The sequence below is a fragment of the Chitinophaga sp. 30R24 genome (assembly GCF_049056765.1).
Taxonomy (GTDB): domain Bacteria; phylum Bacteroidota; class Bacteroidia; order Chitinophagales; family Chitinophagaceae; genus Chitinophaga.
Map to the genome: position 1 here is coordinate 1272991 of NZ_JBJGXX010000001.1, position 17338 is coordinate 1290328.

Below are 17338 nucleotides of genomic sequence, written 5' to 3' on the forward strand. Positions count from 1 at the left end.
TATAGTATAATCCCAAATCACATTAAAGATTGATGTTACTTTTAAATATTTTTACTGCGATCGCTAACAGAATTACTCCGAAAAACTTACGTAATACCATCAGTCCTGCCTTGCCCAATAAGCGTTCTATGTAGTTTAAACTGCGCAGTACGAGGTATACGATTATCAGGTTAAAGCAAATGCCTGCCAGGATGTTATACCCGCCGAAGTTGGCTTTGAGCGACATAATGGTAGTGAGGGTACCGGAACCCGCTACCAGTGGAAAGGCAATTGGCACTATGCTGCCGGCCTTGGCATCCTGATCGCCCTTGAAAAACTCAATGCCCAGAATCATTTCCAGGCCAATTACGAAGATAACAATGGACCCCGCTACTGCAAAGGAATGCACATCTACGCTCAACAGCTTTAAGAAGGGTTCTCCTACTACCAGGAATAAGATCATTAATATGCCTGAAGCGATGGTGGCTTTGCCGGCATCTATATGTCCCAGTTTTTCTTTTAGGGATACAAGTACCGGTATAGACCCAACGATATCAATCACCGCAAATAAGGTAAAGGTAACTGCCAGAATTTGGTCGATACTGAACATGGACACTTTTTTGTGTAAATATAGGGAGAATGCTGCCTATATTGTTATAACTACTACTACTTATATGACGGAGGATATCATTATTCAGATCAGTTTTGTGAATGGACCTCCTTTGCGAATGATATGGGGACTGGTGTTCAGCTACCTGGAAGGCAGGCGCAGCACAGAGTTGATGGGAGCGGTATTGTCTATTAGTTTTATTTTTTCTTCCGGTTTCGTGAAGTCAGTAGAAAAAATGGCCATCGTGAACTGGGGAATCACGGCATATTTAAAAGCGATATGAATCAGTAAACAGATAGGAGTTGACGGTGGTAAAATAGAGATTGCCGCTTGAGCAAAAAAGCAAATCGCGCAGTTAATGCACAATTTGCTTTTATCGTATTTTATAACAAGGAATTTAATTAGCTCTTTGCATCTGCATCAGCGTTTCTTCCTTTCTTGTTTGGTTCATCTTTGGCATCTTTAAATTCACGTATGCCGCTACCCAAACCGCGCATCAATTCAGGTATCTTTTTACCACCAAACAATAACAGTATTACCAATGCTATCAGCAGTAATTCTTTGATACCTACTTCCTGCAAAAACAAAAGCGGAATATTCAGAAAAGATGTTGTCATTATATCAGATTTTATGATGTGCTTTTATATACGATGCAAACATAAAGTTAGCACGATTTACTAGTATTTTTATTTTTTGGGTGGATATTTAAAAATAATTGCATAATTAATTCTTATACATCTAATTATAAATTAGAAAAAATTACTTTTATACCCTCTTCATTTACCTGTAAATGAGAAATCCTGCCTACATCTATTGCCAGGTCAAATGCATCTACCAATGGTGTATCGGTTACATGCGCAAGTATAGAGCGGATTACTCCGCCATGCGTAATGAGAACAACATCCCTGTTTTTAATGATGAGTTCGTCTAATAAAGCAATGCTGCGGGTGTATAGTTCTTCATAACTTTCTCCTCCCGGAATATGCTCAAATACTACATTTTCGGCCCACCTGTTCAGGGCATTGCGGCTAATCTGGTCCCAGGGTAGCATTTCCCAATTACCGAAATGCATTTCCTTTAGCCGGTCATCTTTGGTGTAATGATCGCCGAACAATGCTACCGCCAGTTTTTCGCAGCGTTGCAGCGGGCTGGTGTATACATCTACTGCTTGTGTAGGCAGCAATGGTTTTAACCTGGCTACCTCCGTTTCAAAGCTTGGGGCTACATCCACATCGGAACCGCCGCCATAACAAATACCACTTTCAATAGCCGGGGTGGTATGCCGGATTATATATATTTCCATGTGAGAATACAAAAGCATAAATAGATGATCGCTTCGGATACCTGTTGTATGGCGCCCAGGCAATCGCCGGTATAGCCGCCAATCCATTTCTGCATAAGATTTACCAGGTACCACCGCCCTAGTAATAAAGCGGGAATAGTTAGCAGCAACGTATAGTTTTGGAGATATGCCACTACGATAATAAAAGGTAGCCACCCCCATAGCGCTGCTATCAAGAGGTCAGAAAAACAGATACCTCTGGCAATAGGTTTGGCTTTGCTATCGCTGGTTTCCCGCACGTATTTGTGGGTGTATACCACTGTGAGCGCCACAAAACGGCTCAGGGGCTGGGCACTGATAATGGTAAGCATGACGATAGGCAGCCGCATTTCCGCTAATGCTAAAAATTTGAGAGCCATGATCAGTAAGAGGCCGATTGTACCATAAGTACCTATACGGCTGTCTTTCATGATCTCCAGGATTTTTTCTTTGGTCCATCCGCCGCCAAATCCATCGCACATATCGGCAAATCCATCTTCGTGAAAAGCGCCGGTAATCCACACGCCGGTAATCATAGCTAGCAGGATACTGATCATGGGAGGTGCAATACTGCCCAATATATATATTACAGTTATCATGATACTGCCCGTTATCCAGCCCACTAGTGGAAAAAAGCGGCTGGCCTGGTTTAGCATATCCGGATGATAGGGAATGTTAACAGGAATGCGTAAACGGGTATAAAACATGATAGCGGTTAGCAATAGCTGCCACTGTTTTTTCATACGGTACGATTTGACACCTGTGCACTGTTAAAACTGGCCATTCCCTCCAGGAAGGCAACGGCGCTTTGTATCACAGGCATGGCCAGTGCCGCCCCGGTGCCTTCACCCAAGCGCATATCCATTTGTAATAAAGGAGTAGCTTCCAGGTATTGTAACATGGCCTTGTGTCCTTTTTCTTCTGAGCAATGTGCGAAAATGCAATAGTCTTTTACAGCCGGCTGCATATGGGCGGCTACCAGCAGGGCAGCGGTAACAATGAAGCCATCTACCACCACCAGCATTTGTAGGGAGGCCGCTTGCAGGATGGCGCCGCAGATCATGGCAATTTCAAAACCGCCAAAAGTGGCCAGGGCCTGTTCCGGAGAAGCGGGGCGGGCATGTTTGGCTACTACCTGCTGTAAAATGGCCCGTTTTTGTGCAAGCTGTTGTGCATTGCTACCCGTACCTGCACCGGTGCATTCACCCACAGGTATTTGGGTAAAATGGCTCATTAACAACGCTGCTGCTGAGGTATTGCCAATACCCATTTCTCCAAAGCCAATAATGTTACAGCCTTTATCGTGCAATAGCTTTACTTCCTCTGCGCCGGCCTGCATGGCCAATTTGCATTGGTCTAGCGACATGGCAGGCATGTGTAGGAAATTGTGGGTGCCCATGCCGATCTTGCGGTTTTTTAGCAGTGGATGGGGCGGAAATTCATGATTTACGCCTGCATCTACTACCGTTAGATCTAACTGGTGCTGGCGGCAAAAAACATTAATGGCCGCACCACCCTGTAAGAAATTATATACCATTTGCGCAGTAACAGCTTGAGGAAACGGATTTACCTGTCCGTCGGCTGCAATACCATGATCGGCTGCAAAAACAATAATAGCAGGATTTTTTATTACCGGTGATAACGTTTCCTGTACCAAACCTGCCTGTAAAGCAATGTTTTCCAGCTTACCCAGGGAGCCTGGCGGTTTGGTTTTCTGATCTATCTTATCCTGTAATGCTGTTCTCAATGCCTGCGAAACAGGTGTAATCCTGATATTGTGTATCATGCCTCCTGATTTATTGCTTTATTACAACTGGTATGCCCGATACCATTAGTGTAACCGTATTGGCGATGCGTGCCAGGTGCTGGTTTACCCAGCCCTGTAAGTCGGTAAACTTTCTGCCGGCTCTTGTATCGGCGTGTATGCCCATTCCTATTTCGTTGGTCACAACGATGAAATTACTTAAATGGAGCCCCGCATATTTTTCCAGGGTGGTTATTTCCGCCAGCATGGCCTGTAAGGTGTTGTCGCCATCGTATGCGTATTGCTCAAAGAAATTGGTGAGCCACAAAGTTACGCAGTCAATTACCACCACTTGTTCTCCGAGCGGTAATTTGCTGATATATAGCTCTTCTTCATAGGTAACCCATGCTGGTCCCCGCTCTTTCTGGTGGCGTTGTATACGTTCGGCAAATTCGTCGTCCCATATTTTGGCGGTAGCCACGTATACGGGATGGGCACTCATGGATAAGGCCAGTTCCTGTGCATAACTGCTTTTTCCGGATCTGGCCCCACCAGTAATTAAATGCAACATCGTCTGGGCTTTTAGTGGCTGGCGGCTAAAATAGCGCCAGCCACTTATTTACTGAATAGCTTTCTTTCTGCTACTACCTAATGGGTGCCGGTTCCTAAAAGCTAACAGGCATGGCAGGAAAGAAAAAGCCACTGTAAGCTACGCTTTTATTTAAATTGCCGTTGCTGGCATCGTAGATATAAAGTGCGTTGTCGGCGTAATTTTGGCCATAGCCCGATTTTACATCCGTTACGATCAGGGTATTGTTATTGGTATTGTATCTCAGCGCGGCACCATATAATTCACGGCCAACAGGAATTGTTACAAAAGGTGTTTGCAGGGAGGCAGGGTTGCCTACTTGATATTTATAAATTTCACGTCCGCCGGCGCCCCAGCTGTTGGTTTTACCTACAAATACGGCATTTTCGATGGTGGAAGTACTGAGCATACCGGCATTCCAGGCGCCCCAGGAACCATATACGTTAAAGGGTACGTTTACGGTATCTATGGCAAGGGTTTGCGGATTAATGCCAAACAGGTATTGGTTACTACCTGCCCATACGGTACCATCCGGTGTGGCCGAAAAGCCTACGTCTGCCTTACCCAATACCTGGGCTACGCTGAAATCTGTGTTGTTTAAGGCTACTATTCCCTGTGATTGCGACATAACGAGCACATATCCACCAGCTTTGATCATACCGCCAATCTGGCCGCTTACGCCGTTGATCTTGTTTCCTATCGCTAATGTTTGCAGGTTGATGGGATAAAGGCCGTCGATTGTGCCTATAAGGCCAGTAGTTTCGTTGATACCTACGAAGGCATTACCGTTGGCAGGGAGTTTATCTATCCGGCCAATTTCTTTCATCGTACCAGGATCGGCTACTACTAAACCTACGCCCTGTTTGGAAATAAGGTAAAATTTGTTGTTATAGATAGCGCCATATTCGGTAGTAGTGCCTAAGGTTTTACCTGGATTATTACGTTGAAAAACATACTGATATACAGAATCTTCGCCATAGCGGTAGAAGTTCACGTCTCCCGGCTCATGTCCAAGCCAGCCTTCATTGACCAGGAAAAATCCATTTTCGAATTTGCCTAATACTTTAATGCTGTAATAGTAGGTATTGAGACTGTTGCCGGAGATGATCTTGTAGGAGATGGTGTAATCGCCTCTTTCGGTAGCTGTAAAGGTATAGATAGAGTCGGTACTTACTTCTTTCCCATTTACCAGCCAAAGAAAGCTGGGATTTTTTACATCAGCCAGCGAAGGACTTAATACCCTGCTGTCGCCTATGTAAATAGTATCTTTACCATCTTTCAGTCCGGGGGCTATAATTTGTGGTACAATAACTGCCGCTTCATTGTTCTTGGAGCAGGAAGCTAATCCTGCAATAGCAAAAGCTGCTACAGTAAGTGATAATTGAAATTTGCGTGTAATGCTGCGCATGATGAATGATTTATTAGGTCTGCTTTTGTATATAGGTGATAATAACAGCCGGATGACTGTAGCTGACAACAGAATACTGATGCGGAATGGATTTCCCTATAATAATTTAGAGATTTAATACCGGGCAAATATATTTATTTGTCGGGTACTAAATCTCTAAAAAATAAAGTTATAACTATTATTGGGCAAAACGCAGCCTACGTTTTACCAGTTCAAAGCTGCCGAAGAAAATTGCACTGTAGATCAGATTACCTACCAGTAAATATTTCATGTAAGGAATGCCCATGATGTAGCATTTGGTTAAACCGGCTATATCGCGGGTATAGGGTAAATTGGTGGTGATATCAGTAGAGCCGCTTACCCATACACCAAAGTTGGATACGAGGAAGTGGATCAGCGCTGCGCTAAAGGAAGCTACCACGATATTGCCTACACTAGCTTTCTTAATGAGCAGTTGACCCAACAGTACCATCAGCACAAAGCTGGCATAGTTCCATATCCAGCCTTTGTACAGTAAACCTGCAGCATATTCTTTATGAAAAACCTGCATCAGGATCACATCGCTAATGAACAAGGTTAATAAAGGGAAAGCATAAGATTTCCATTTCTGCGAAAAGGAAGCACCGCTAAATAAAGCCATGGCGCCTACCGGGGAAAACATTGCTATTGGCGACATGCTGGTATCTGCGCCTAATACGACGCGTAAAATCCCTGCCACCAAAATGAAAAGCAACAATACACCAAATCGCGGATTAAGATTCTTTAAAGACATTATGTTGGTTTTAATATTTATAAATTAAATACAATCCCGGTATTAAAATTAAAGCGTTTTGAATTATAGCCTGAAATATCGAAATATTGATAATTTGTAATATTCCCAAACCCGGCGAAAATTTTCAGCAAGTTACCGAATTTATAATCACCGTATAAATTCAAGGTATAATAATCACCTAAACGCGTGGTTTGTTCATACCGCTGACTTATATATTTGCCGATGGCAGCTACATACAAAGCGGGTGTAGCCTGGTAGCCCAGCGTTGCATTCAGGGCATGTTTGGGTATCCGGTACAGATTATAATAAGAGGTGTCTTTACCATCCTGGTTAATGTTGATGCGGCCATCTACGTAGGTGTAGTTAGCTGTGAGCACCAGCCCACGGGCAATCATCCAGCTGCCTTCCAGTTCGGCCCCATAGGCTTTTTGCTTATTGGCGTTGCGGTACTGGCCGGCATAAGTAACCGGGTCTGAATAGAAGATGATGAGATCACGGGTTTGCCGGGAGAAGCCTGTTATCCGGAAATCCACTTTTCCTTGTACCAGGCTGGCCTGATAACCAGCTTCGTAGCTCACGGTGGTTTCCGGTTTCAGTGCGGTATTGCCGTAATCTTTTGCATATAGCTGGTACAAGCTGGGTACACTATAGGCGGAAGAAATATTTACAAATAGTTTATGATGATGTTGGATCAGGTAAGATGGGTTAAAGGAAAAAGTTTGATTTCCGCCATACAGGTTATGATGATTTAGCCGGCCGCCAAGCTCCAGGTTAAACCCGCCCAGATTATGCAACAGGAAGGAGGCGTATAAACTGGTTTGTATGGTATGGGAGCTATCCGGTGATAATAGCGTAGTATCGGGTACAGGATTGAAGCTGCTCAGGAGATAATCCTGTTGGTTGGTGGATGACCGGTTGAAAGTACCTCCGCCAATGAGCCGTATCTTTTTATTGATATCCCAGTTCACATACGTTTCAAACTGGTGGGTATTTGCAGCAAACAAGGAACTGTCGTAGATGGCGTACGCACCTGCACCTACGTAAGAAGAATCATTGAGGATCTTCCGGTGGCTACGCTGGTAGCTGTAGAGGAAATGCCAGGAGCCTTTTTTGAACCGGTATTCGCTGCTGAGCCCATTGAGTAAGAACCGGGATTTGCCGGTATAATCTTTTTCGTCTTTGAAGGCGCCTTCGTCTAGGTTGTGGTGATAGTCGCTGAAATTGAGCAGGTAATGCAGGTTCCACCGTGAACCGATATTGAGTCCCAGTTTGGTGAAGAGGCTGTTTTGATGGAAGCCATCGTTATCAAATCCAGCCCGGTGAGTAGAATCGTAGGCATCCGAAAAGCCCCTGGTATTTTCATGTTGATAGCTTACTAGATATGAGAAATCCTGGAGGCGGCCATGTACGTTTATGTTGCTGGTGAAGTCGCGGTAACTGCCATAACTGGCAGATGCGCCTATACCAAATTGCTTATCTCCGGTTTTCCGGGTAATGATGTTGATGACCCCGGCAACTGCATTGGAGCCATATAGGGTAGACTGGCTGCCGCGGAGTATTTCTATGCGTTCTACCTGGTCGGGTGTAATAAAATTGAGATCGAAGGTATTATTGATCTGGGAGGCGTCATTTACCGGAATGCCATCTATGAGTAGGAGGGTATTGCCATTGGCTGCGCCGCGCATGTATATATTAGGAAAGGTGCCCCGGTTGTTTTCGGTGCCATTGATAATGAGCCCTGTTTGACGGTTTAATAGGCTGGCGATGGTTTGGCCACTATTCTGTTCCAGGTACTCTCGGGTAAGGATGGTCACCACTTTGCCGGTTTCACTGGCTTTTTGTGGTCCTTTTGTGGCGGTAACAATTACCTCGTTCAGCTGGCTGATACGGCTAGAATCCTGTGCGGTAACGGCGGTGTATAAGCCGGTGAGGAGAAGGGTGGCGTAAAGTTTTATTTTCATCCAGGAGGTGATTAATTTGCTTTGTGACGATATGATAGGTTGGGCTAATAAAAAATGCAGCAAAGACAAAACGGTTTATTTCATCTTCGCTGCATTTTTTATACTAATTACCAGTAGCCAAAGGCTAAAAGTTAGCCCGGCATGCGGGAAATATATTTATCCATTTCTTTGATCTGGCTTACGATCTGTGGAGTAGTAGGCTTTTGTGCCTTGGCTCTGCGGAAATATTCTTTAGCAGACTTGAAGTCTTTGCGGTTAGCCGCAATAGAAGCCAGCGTTAATAATGCGGCGGCAGTATTTTCTTTATCTGGCAAGCCTTTACGCATGGCGATTTTCAGGTTTTGATCAGCCGTTTTCAGGTCATTTTTCTGATAGGCGATAGTACCCAATTGGAAATACTGCATGCCTTCGTACTCCTTCATCGGACTGCCGGAGCTGATACTCTGGCGGATGGTGGCTTCGGCCTTATCAAGGTCGTTGGAATACATGGCCATATTGCTTTGCATAAAATAATATACAGAGCGGATAGGTTTATACAGCAGTGTAGGAAATTTTACCTGGTTCATCAGGGCATTGGCCTTTTCAAGGTCACCAGCTTCTACCGCTTCCTGTACCAGCCGCATGGGGCCAAACAAGACATGGGTAGTCAGGCAGATAACACCCAGCAACAGCACAATGGTGGCTTCCCACCAGCCTACGGATATACCCAGAGCAATACCGCCTATTAACAACAAAATACCGATCGGCAGGCGATATAGAATAAAAAAATTAAATGCTTTCATGAAAAAACTGTTCGTAAATCACTAATAGAGGAAGCAAAGATAAATAAAAAAAACACCTCATGGGTTTTCATTTGCAGTCTTTCAAATTTACTATAAGGAAACACTCCCTACCCGTAGGGAGCGCCCTAAAATAAGACATATTGTCCGCCAGTAGGTTGTTTTTGCAGATCACCCATTTACCTGGTCTGCTCAGCCAGATAAATGGCGCCGGTAAGTGTTTGTTGAAGAAGGTATATTACAGGGGCTGAGCATTGCCATAAAAAAGGGTGTACCGGACTATTGATACACCCTCAGCAAAATAAAGTATACTATAACCTATTTTCCGAAACAATCCGCAAATAGCTAATATCAACGTTTTTTCTCCAGACTAGGCAGGAATCCTGTTAATAATCCTATCAGTGGGAGGTAAGCACATACCTCGTATACATAGGCGATGCTGGTAGCATCGGCAAGACGCCCCAGGAGAGCAGATCCTACGCCGGCCATGCCAAAGGCCAATCCGAAGAAGAGGCCGGCAATCATGCCTACTTTACCGGGTACCAGCTCCTGGGCATACACGAGGATCGCGGAAAATGCAGATGATAGGATAACGCCAATGAATACACTCAATACAGCAGTCCACAGCAGGGAAGCATGCGGTAGCAGTAAGGAGAATGGCGCCACCCCTAAAATGGAAATCCAGATCACATATTTACGTCCGATACGGTCGCCAACAGGGCCGCCAATGAATGTGCCGGCTGCCACGGAAAATAAGAAGATAAATAAATATACCTGTGCGCTCTGTACGGAAATATGGAAACGGTCTATCAGATAAAACGTATAGTAGCTGGTCATGCTGGCCATGTAAAAATATTTGGAAAAGATCAGCACCAGGAGGATCAACAACGATACCACTACACGGGTAGTAGACAGTGTTGGTTGATGGGTTTGGTGCGCCACTTTTTTAGGTTTAATACGATGGGTATTGTTCATGTACCATTTGCTGATATTCAGCATCACCACAATTGCCAATAAGGCTGCCACAGAGAACCAGATCACGTGGAACTGGCCAAAGGGAACAATAACCGCTGCTGCCAGCAAGGGGCCTAATGAACTGCCGGCATTACCGCCTACCTGAAACAGCGACTGCGCCATGCCATGCTTGCCGCCAGAGGCCATATAAGCCAGCCGGGAAGCTTCGGGGTGAAATACAGCAGAACCAATGCCCACTAGTCCTACGGATAATAATACCATGGGGAAACTATGCGACATGGATAAGCTTACGAGTCCAAGCAAGGTAAAACCCATGCCAATAGCCAGTGAATAGGGCTGTGGTTTTTTGTCGGTGTAAAAACCTACCAGTGGCTGCAAGAGGGAGGCCGACATCTGGAAGGTAAGGGTAATCAATCCTACTTGGGAGAAGTTCAGTTTAAGGGAACCTTTCAACACCGGATACATAGCAGGAATAAGCGATTGTAAGGTGTCGTTCAGAAAATGGGTAAAGCTCAACGCCACTAGAATAGACAGTACCATTTGCTGGGCTGTATCATGTGCGGCAGTCGTGGACTTTTCTGTTAAAGTTGTTGCCATGGCTGTTCTTTTGAGATCAGATCATCTGATGTTTAAGGGTAAAAAATTAGTTGAACGGATTATTGATTTTTATTACTGATCTTGGTGGCCCATATTAGCGCCTTCTTTGGATCTTTGTCTATAATGCTTTGTAGCAGGCCATCATGAAAATGTTGGGTGGTCAGAAATACTTCCGTATTACCGTAACGTATAATAAACGATTGTTTCAATTGCTCTGCTACTGTTTTATAAAGGTCCCTCATAATTTCGTTTTTGCCCGCTTCTGCAATGGCATTATGGAAATTAATATCGGCTTGTATGCAAGCTTCGAGTTGATTATTACTGGCATATTCATACCGTTTTTTCAGGAATCCTTTCATTCTTTCTATATCCTTATTACTGCGGTGGATAGCTGCTTTTTCAGCAATCTTTACTTCCAGCAGGTAGCGTACCTCATTGAGGTCCTTAAACTCTGCCCGCTGCAACCTTTGTGATAAAGGCTCCCCAGTCCCTGTTTGGGATAGCACAAAAGTTCCCAGTCCCTGTTGTACCCGTACCAGACCCCGGTGTGCCAGTAGTTTTACCGCTTCCCGGATACTGGAACGGCCTACAGCAAATTGAGACATCAGCTCCGGTTCTGTAGGGAGCTGCTGGTCTACTTTGTAGCTGCCAGACACGATCTGTTCCTGCAGCCGGTTGGCCACTTCCTCTGCCAGGCTGAGTCGTTTTAAAGGAGAAGTAGTTACGTTCATCATATCATCTGATGTTTACAAAGATAATATCATTTTTAAAATTTCAAATATAGTTTGCAGGTAGTAATGGGTATTTTAGCCGATATGTTGCACAATTGCCTATTCTGGCGGATCTGTATGCCAGCATTGTAATTTTTTTGGTGCGATACCGGCTTGGGGGATCTTTTTGATATGCTTGATAACTTTAATGTACGTCATTCATCATTTTCTGCTTTGATTGCTGTGGCAATAAGTTTATTTTGCCAATCTTGGTGATTAATTATCAACTGCTATATGAGAAAACTAATGCTGTCATTGTCACTATTTGTGGCATTCCGTACCTATGCACAGGACGCGCTAAAGTATCAGACTCCTCCCCAAAGTATACTGGAATTGGCCATGGCGGCTCCTTCACCGCTGGTGGATTTCAACAGTAAAGGAGATATAATGCTGGTAATGGACCGTACCAGTTATCCTACTATAGAAGAGTTATCGCAGCCGGAATACCGGTTGGCAGGATTACGTATTAACCCGGCTAACTTTGGTCCCAGCAGGGCCAATTATGTAACGGGCATACGTATTAAACTGGTAAATGGTACTAAAGAGTATCCGGTTACAGGCCTGCCTGCTAATGTACGGATCAGTCATGTAAGCTGGTCGCCCTCCGGCAAAAGCATTGCCTTTGCGGTAACAGATAACAGCAGCATTACTTTATGGAAAGCAGATGTTGCTACCGGCGCGGCTACGCAATGGAGTAAACGCCGGCTCAATGATATTATTGGCGATGTTTTCTCCTGGCTTGATGATAACCGGGTGCTCGCACTGGCAGTACCAGGCAGTATCGGCAAGGCGCCGGAGAGGCCTTTGGCCCCGGAAGGCCCTACGGTACAGCAAACCAGTGGCAAGGCAGCACCGGCAGCCACTTACCAGGATATGCTTAAGAATCAATATGATGAACAGCTTTTTGATTACTATTTTCAATCCGAGCCTGTTATTATCAGCGATAATGGAGAACAAACTATTGGCAAGCCAGCTATTTATGCAAAGGCTGCTCCTTCTCCGGATAATCAGTATTTGCTGATGGAAAGTTTGCACCGTCCTTATTCTTATCTGGTGGGTGCTAATCGTTTCCCTACTAATGTAGAAATCTGGAAAACAAATGGTGAACTGGTAAAGCAGTTAGCCAGCAATCCGCTGGATGAAGTAAGACCCAAAGGTTTCGATGCTACCAGCAACTATCCTCGTCATTTTTCCTGGCGGAACGACGCCCCGGCTACCATCTGGTGGGTACAGGCGCTCGATGGCGGTGATCCTAAGAAAGACGTGCCTTTCCGCGATATGGTAAATACCATAACAGCGCCTTTTTCTGCTGCGCCGGAGATCCTGGTAAAAACAGTGAACCGTTTTGATGGCATCCGCTGGGCCAACACCCAGTTAGCGCTGGTAACTGACGCCAATAACGCACAACAGAAGGTGCATATCAGCCGTATTGATCCTTCTCATCCCGCACAAGCGCCCGTTACGCTGATCGACAGGTCAGAAAACGACCGTTATAATGATCCGGGAGAGCCAGTGATGATCCGGAACCAGTACAACAGGTCCGTGTTATATGTATCATCTGCACACGACCTGCTGATGACCGCACCCGGCGCCTCTCCGGAAGGAGACCGCCCTTTCCTGGCTACCTATAACCTGGATAACAATAAACAGCACATCTTGTGGCGCTCTCAGGCTCCGTACTACGAACAGGTGGCAGATATCATCGATCCGGCGAAACTCGTGGTAGTGATAGCCCGTGAATCGGTTACATCTCCCGTAAACTATTATTTACAAGACCTGAAGAAGAAAACTTCTGTAGCGTTAACAGCTTTCCCGCATCCACAACCACAACTTAAAGGTGTACAGAAGCAACTGCTTAAATATAAACGTCAGGATGGCGTAGATCTTACCGCAATGCTATATCTCCCGGAAGGATATGATCCTGCGAAAGATGGCCGCCTGCCAGTGCTGATGTGGGCTTACCCGCGTGAGTACAAATCTGCCAGTGATGCTGCACAGGTACGGGGTTCTGCCTATAAATTCACCCGTGTTACCTATGGTTCCCCTATTTTTTGGGTAACCCGCGGCTTTGCAGTGATGGATGCTACCGAAATGCCTATTATTGGAGAAGGTGATAAAGAGCCCAATGATACTTTTATTGAACAACTGGTCATGAATGCTGAAGCAGCTGTAGGAAAGATCACAGAAATGGGCATTGGCGATAAAAACCGCATAGCAGTAGGTGGCCATTCTTATGGCGCTTTTATGACGGCCAACCTCCTGGCACATACCAATCTGTTTAAAGCAGGTATCGCCCGCAGCGGCGCTTATAACCGCACTTTAACGCCCTTCGGCTTCCAGAATGAGCAACGTACCTACTGGCAGATACCGGATGTATATTATAAAATGTCTCCTTTCTCTTATGCTGATAAGCTGAAAACGCCTATGCTGATGATCCATGGCGAAGCCGATAATAATTCCGGTACTTTCCCGATCCAGAGCGAAAGGTTGTATAATGCTATTAAAGGCAATGGCGGTACCGCCAGGCTGGTATTCCTGCCACAGGAAGCCCATGGATACGCTGCTAAAGAAAGTATCCTGCATATGCTTTGGGAAATGGACGAGTGGTTAATGAAATACGTAAAATAATAATGCAATAGTTAAACAGAGGCGGGGAAGGGGAAATACCTCCGCGCCTCTGTTACATCAGTAAAAATAACAATAGGTAAAAAGTACCATTAAAGCCCCTAATACCACAACCCGTTTTTTTACTTCCTTTGTACCTTCGATGTATCATGTCAAAGGCACTTATTCCCACATATGATATCTGTTCGCTGGCCATGGGAAAACCAGCATCTGAAGATATACTAGTAGCCCGGTTTCCGGAGTACTTGGGCATTCATCAAGACCTTCATTTTCCACACCGGCACTCTTTTTATCACCTGGCATTTTTTACCGGTGGAAGTGGCAGTCATACGATTGATTTTGAGCGTTTCCCTGTAAAAGCCGGCCAGCTGTATTTTATGGTGCCAGGCCAGGTGCATAGCTGGTTTTTTACTGGTAAAACAGAAGGGTATATTATGAATGTATCTGCTGCTTTTTTTAATGCTTTCCTTCAGGATGGCGCCTATGTGGAACGGTTCCCGTTTTTTAGCGGAGTGAGCGCAGAAGGGGTAGTGCAGTTACCTAAAACAGCAATTCCTGGTATAACCAACCTCTTTGAATCTATGCTCCGGGAAATGTCTGGATTGGAAGTATATAACCAAGACATGTTACGGTTACTGACATTGGAAATGTTTATACAGGTTGCCCGTGCCAGTCGCCAGGACCAGGCAAGGCAGGAGCCACCGCATAATTATGTACTGCTGCGAAATTTCCGTAAGCTGGTAGACCAGCATTATATGCAGCTCCGCCTGCCGAAAGATTATGCAGCTTTGTTATATGTAACGCCTAATTATCTCAATGCCTTTTGTCGTCATATGTTGGGCAAATCTGCCGGGGAAATAATCCGCGATAGAGTGCTCCTGGAAGCTAAGAGGTTATTGATCAATGCAGATATGAGTATCTCGTCTATTGCCTGGCAGCTCAGTTTTGCAGATAATTCTTACTTCACCAAGTTTTTTAAAAAATACGTAGGAGTAACACCGGAAGAGTTCCGGAAAAATATCTCCTGATAAATTCAACTATATGTGTGCAGATAAACATCATGAGAAACCCAGCCTGCTGAAAAGCATATTGGGAAACAAATGCGCCCGTTGCAGACGTGGTGCTATTTATACCACTCAAAATCCCTACGATCTTAAGAATTGCCTTAGTATGCCAGACAATTGCCCCGTATGCGGACAGCAGATAGAAGTAGAAGTGGGCTTTTACTATGGTACCGGCTATGTGAGTTATGCCTTGTCTATCGCCGTTTGTGTAGCCAGTTTGATTGCCTGGTGGCTGTTTATTGGTTTTTCTATTTATGATAACCGTATCTTCTGGTGGCTGGGAGTAAATGCCTTGTTGTTAATTATATTACAACCACTTATTATGCGTTGGTCCCGTACTATCTGGATGGCATTTTTCGTGTACTATGATGAAGATTGGCAACACCGGTCTGCGGAAGGCACCGGAAGGTCTAATGCCACTTTTAAGAATGCAGTATGAAAAAATAATGGTATTAATGTGAATAAAAAAACATGCAGTTGAATCGTTTATACTGCACCGTAATAGTATACATATAAAAGCAATTGCCCGCACAAACTGCCGCCCCAGGCAGGAGATCTCCATCGTGGGTTTTTATCAACATTGCATGGCAGACGAATGACCTCAGGGGGGGGCAGTACCACAAGCGTCATTGTAGTAAGGTTGCGGTACTATTAACTTCTACTGGCAAACGAAAAAAATAAGGAGGTGCCATTGATGTATGAAGCTGAATAATTCGCTATATTGGATGTACTATTTAGCCCCTTATTCCAGTAGTAGCTTTTACTAACATCAATGATTAAACGATGATGTTTTTCAGACAGCCGGGAACAGTTATTATCTTTTTCTTATTGTTTTTTTCAGTCAACCCCATGCTGATGGCCCAAGACAGCAGTTTTGTGGGACTTCCCGCACAATGGACGCTGCAGCAGTGTTTTGATTATGCCATGAAAAACAACATCCAATTAAACAGTTTGCGCCTGAACCGATTAAGCAGTGAGCAAGATTTATTGCTGTCGCGTGCCGCCAAATTACCTGATCTCACGGGGTCTTTCACTCAAAATCTGAATGCGGGGAAGTCCCTGAACTTATCTGGTGGCTATCCCTATGAAGTAAATACTTCTGGTGCTTATGGGGTTAATTCAGCTGTTACCATTTTTCAAGGTAATTATCTGAACAACGATATCAAACAAAAGAATTTATTGCTACGGGTGGCCGGTCTTAATGTTACCCAGGAAATCAATGATATCACAATATTAATTACCGAGGCTTTCCTGAATATTTTGTTGGTCAAGGAAAATATTGTGTATGTAAAAGATGTGGTGACTACTTCAGAAGCCCAGGTAAACCAGGCGCAACAACAGTATGACGTGGGCAGCATTGCCCTGGTATCGTTGATACAGTTGCAGGCCCAATTGGCAAGCGACCGTTACCTGCTTATTTCCAATGAAAACCAATACCGGCAAAATAAACTGGTGCTTAAACAATTGCTGCAGTTACCCAGCAGCTACGATTTTGAGATCATGGAACCGGATACCCTTATCACTAATGATCATCTTTATTCCCTGCAGGAAGTACAAGACTCCGCCCTGGCAAACCGCCCGGAAATAAAGAGTAGTGAGTTGGGTATCACCATTTCACAACTGGATCTGGCAAAGGCCAGAAGCGGCTACCTGCCTACCTTGAGCGCCGGGGGCGCCCTAGGCTCTTCCTATGGTGGTGGCGGATTGAATAACACCGGTTATTTCAAACAACTGGACAATAATTTTTACCAACAGATAGGGCTTACCCTATCGGTGCCCATCTTTACCCGGCGGGTAGTAAAAACCAATGTGGAAAAAGCCAAATTGGAAATAGACCAGTCGAAGTTGACATTGCAGGATACCAAAACTAACCTTACCCAAGCTATTGAACAGGCGTATATCAATGTACTCAGTGCACAGGCACAGTATGATGCAGCGGTAGAACAGTTGAAATATGCGCAGGAAGGATACAGGATTGCCAGTGAACAACTGAAAGTAGGAGCAGCCAATATCGTAGTTTTTCTACAACAGAAAAACTTATACATACAGGCATTACAGGCATATGTGCAGGCAAAATACACTGCTGCGCTGGATATCAGGATATATGATTTTTACAGGGGCATACCGGTAACACTATAAATGCA

The 17338-nt window shown here is 44.7% G+C and carries 17 protein-coding genes; 5 read left to right on the forward strand and 12 right to left on the reverse strand.

Going from position 1 to position 17338, the window contains the following annotated elements; all coding sequences use genetic code 11:
* Positions 1 to 22 precede the first annotated feature (22 nt).
* Positions 23 to 589 carry a MarC family protein gene (locus ACDQ55_RS05350; RefSeq protein WP_420980154.1) on the reverse strand — a complete coding sequence of 189 codons (567 nt, stop codon included), beginning with the start codon at positions 587 to 589 and terminating at the stop codon, positions 23 to 25.
* On the opposite strand from ACDQ55_RS05350, the gene ACDQ55_RS05355 reads away from it, so the two are divergent.
* Entirely contained in the window at positions 588 to 872 is a 285-nt protein-coding gene (locus ACDQ55_RS05355) for a DUF5690 family protein (protein WP_420980155.1), read from the forward strand. The genes ACDQ55_RS05350 and ACDQ55_RS05355 overlap by 2 nt on opposite strands.
* 118 nt (positions 873 to 990) lie before the next feature.
* On the opposite strand, the gene tatA is transcribed toward ACDQ55_RS05355, so the two are convergent.
* The 11 genes from tatA to ACDQ55_RS05410 all read right to left on the reverse strand — a co-directional run bounded on the left by tatA (position 991) and on the right by ACDQ55_RS05410 (position 11469).
* Positions 991 to 1206: a twin-arginine translocase TatA/TatE family subunit gene (gene tatA, locus ACDQ55_RS05360; RefSeq protein WP_420980156.1), complete on the reverse strand. Its 216-nt coding sequence runs from the start codon at positions 1204 to 1206 to the stop codon at positions 991 to 993.
* Between the two features lie 125 nt (positions 1207 to 1331).
* Entirely contained in the window at positions 1332 to 1892 is a 561-nt protein-coding gene (gene cobC / locus ACDQ55_RS05365; RefSeq protein ID WP_420980157.1) for an alpha-ribazole phosphatase family protein, read from the reverse strand.
* Positions 1877 to 2653, reverse strand: coding sequence for an adenosylcobinamide-GDP ribazoletransferase (locus ACDQ55_RS05370; protein ID WP_420980158.1), 777 nt, complete (start codon positions 2651 to 2653; stop codon positions 1877 to 1879). The genes cobC and ACDQ55_RS05370 overlap by 16 nt, the downstream gene beginning before the upstream one ends.
* Positions 2650 to 3696 carry a nicotinate-nucleotide--dimethylbenzimidazole phosphoribosyltransferase gene (cobT, locus tag ACDQ55_RS05375; protein WP_420980160.1) on the reverse strand — a complete coding sequence of 349 codons (1047 nt, stop codon included), beginning with the start codon at positions 3694 to 3696 and terminating at the stop codon, positions 2650 to 2652. The genes ACDQ55_RS05370 and cobT overlap by 4 nt, the downstream gene beginning before the upstream one ends.
* A gap of 10 nt (positions 3697 to 3706) precedes the next feature.
* On the reverse strand, positions 3707 to 4225 hold the full coding sequence (gene cobU, locus ACDQ55_RS05380) for a bifunctional adenosylcobinamide kinase/adenosylcobinamide-phosphate guanylyltransferase (RefSeq protein ID WP_420980161.1): 519 nt from the start codon (positions 4223 to 4225) through the stop codon (positions 3707 to 3709).
* A 94-nt stretch (positions 4226 to 4319) separates the two neighbouring features.
* Positions 4320 to 5651 carry a DUF5074 domain-containing protein gene (locus tag ACDQ55_RS05385; protein WP_420980163.1) on the reverse strand — a complete coding sequence of 444 codons (1332 nt, stop codon included), beginning with the start codon at positions 5649 to 5651 and terminating at the stop codon, positions 4320 to 4322.
* A 178-nt stretch (positions 5652 to 5829) separates the two neighbouring features.
* Positions 5830 to 6423 (reverse strand): DUF6580 family putative transport protein, encoded by a 594-nt coding sequence (locus tag ACDQ55_RS05390; protein WP_420980164.1) that lies wholly within the window; start codon positions 6421 to 6423, stop codon positions 5830 to 5832.
* A gap of 17 nt (positions 6424 to 6440) precedes the next feature.
* The gene (locus ACDQ55_RS05395; RefSeq protein ID WP_420980166.1) at positions 6441 to 8384 is read right to left on the reverse strand and encodes a TonB-dependent receptor plug domain-containing protein; all 1944 of its coding nucleotides are present in this window, start codon (positions 8382 to 8384) and stop codon (positions 6441 to 6443) included.
* 131 nt (positions 8385 to 8515) lie between these two features.
* A complete protein-coding gene (locus tag ACDQ55_RS05400; protein ID WP_420980167.1) occupies positions 8516 to 9166 on the reverse strand; it encodes a tetratricopeptide repeat protein in 651 nt (216 codons plus the stop codon).
* Positions 9167 to 9514: 348 nt separating this feature from the next.
* A complete protein-coding gene (locus ACDQ55_RS05405) occupies positions 9515 to 10735 on the reverse strand; it encodes an MFS transporter (protein ID WP_420980169.1) in 1221 nt (406 codons plus the stop codon).
* A gap of 59 nt (positions 10736 to 10794) precedes the next feature.
* Entirely contained in the window at positions 10795 to 11469 is a 675-nt protein-coding gene (locus ACDQ55_RS05410; protein ID WP_420980170.1) for a FadR/GntR family transcriptional regulator, read from the reverse strand.
* A gap of 270 nt (positions 11470 to 11739) precedes the next feature.
* Between ACDQ55_RS05410 and ACDQ55_RS05415 the strand changes: the two genes are divergently transcribed.
* The 4 genes from ACDQ55_RS05415 to ACDQ55_RS05430 all read left to right on the forward strand — a co-directional run bounded on the left by ACDQ55_RS05415 (position 11740) and on the right by ACDQ55_RS05430 (position 17333).
* Complete coding sequence (locus tag ACDQ55_RS05415) at positions 11740 to 14133, forward strand: prolyl oligopeptidase family serine peptidase (RefSeq protein ID WP_420980171.1); 2394 nt, start codon at positions 11740 to 11742, stop codon at positions 14131 to 14133.
* 146 nt (positions 14134 to 14279) lie between these two features.
* On the forward strand, positions 14280 to 15158 hold the full coding sequence (locus ACDQ55_RS05420; protein WP_420980172.1) for a helix-turn-helix domain-containing protein: 879 nt from the start codon (positions 14280 to 14282) through the stop codon (positions 15156 to 15158).
* A gap of 13 nt (positions 15159 to 15171) precedes the next feature.
* Complete coding sequence (locus ACDQ55_RS05425) at positions 15172 to 15633, forward strand: DUF983 domain-containing protein (RefSeq protein WP_420980173.1); 462 nt, start codon at positions 15172 to 15174, stop codon at positions 15631 to 15633.
* A 344-nt stretch (positions 15634 to 15977) separates the two neighbouring features.
* Complete coding sequence (locus ACDQ55_RS05430) at positions 15978 to 17333, forward strand: TolC family protein (protein ID WP_420980174.1); 1356 nt, start codon at positions 15978 to 15980, stop codon at positions 17331 to 17333.
* Positions 17334 to 17338: the final 5 nt, after the last annotated feature.

Bases quoted from the DNA above. Each gene is read 5' to 3' on its own strand.
- ACDQ55_RS05355 (WP_420980155.1), top strand. From the start codon at position 588: ATGGACACTTTTTTGTGTAAATATAGGGAGAATGCTGCCTATATTGTT.
- ACDQ55_RS05350 (WP_420980154.1), bottom strand. From the start codon at position 589: ATGTTCAGTATCGACCAAATTCTGGCAGTTACCTTTACCTTATTTGCG.
- tatA (WP_420980156.1), bottom strand. From the start codon at position 1,206: ATGACAACATCTTTTCTGAATATTCCGCTTTTGTTTTTGCAGGAAGTA.
- cobC (WP_420980157.1), bottom strand. From the start codon at position 1,892: ATGGAAATATATATAATCCGGCATACCACCCCGGCTATTGAAAGTGGT.
- ACDQ55_RS05370 (WP_420980158.1), bottom strand. From the start codon at position 2,653: ATGAAAAAACAGTGGCAGCTATTGCTAACCGCTATCATGTTTTATACC.
- cobT (WP_420980160.1), bottom strand. From the start codon at position 3,696: ATGATACACAATATCAGGATTACACCTGTTTCGCAGGCATTGAGAACA.
- cobU (WP_420980161.1), bottom strand. From the start codon at position 4,225: ATGTTGCATTTAATTACTGGTGGGGCCAGATCCGGAAAAAGCAGTTAT.
- ACDQ55_RS05385 (WP_420980163.1), bottom strand. From the start codon at position 5,651: ATGCGCAGCATTACACGCAAATTTCAATTATCACTTACTGTAGCAGCT.
- ACDQ55_RS05390 (WP_420980164.1), bottom strand. From the start codon at position 6,423: ATGTCTTTAAAGAATCTTAATCCGCGATTTGGTGTATTGTTGCTTTTC.
- ACDQ55_RS05395 (WP_420980166.1), bottom strand. From the start codon at position 8,384: ATGAAAATAAAACTTTACGCCACCCTTCTCCTCACCGGCTTATACACC.
- ACDQ55_RS05400 (WP_420980167.1), bottom strand. From the start codon at position 9,166: ATGAAAGCATTTAATTTTTTTATTCTATATCGCCTGCCGATCGGTATT.
- ACDQ55_RS05405 (WP_420980169.1), bottom strand. From the start codon at position 10,735: ATGGCAACAACTTTAACAGAAAAGTCCACGACTGCCGCACATGATACA.
- ACDQ55_RS05410 (WP_420980170.1), bottom strand. From the start codon at position 11,469: ATGATGAACGTAACTACTTCTCCTTTAAAACGACTCAGCCTGGCAGAG.
- ACDQ55_RS05415 (WP_420980171.1), top strand. From the start codon at position 11,740: ATGAGAAAACTAATGCTGTCATTGTCACTATTTGTGGCATTCCGTACC.
- ACDQ55_RS05420 (WP_420980172.1), top strand. From the start codon at position 14,280: ATGTCAAAGGCACTTATTCCCACATATGATATCTGTTCGCTGGCCATG.
- ACDQ55_RS05425 (WP_420980173.1), top strand. From the start codon at position 15,172: ATGTGTGCAGATAAACATCATGAGAAACCCAGCCTGCTGAAAAGCATA.
- ACDQ55_RS05430 (WP_420980174.1), top strand. From the start codon at position 15,978: ATGATGTTTTTCAGACAGCCGGGAACAGTTATTATCTTTTTCTTATTG.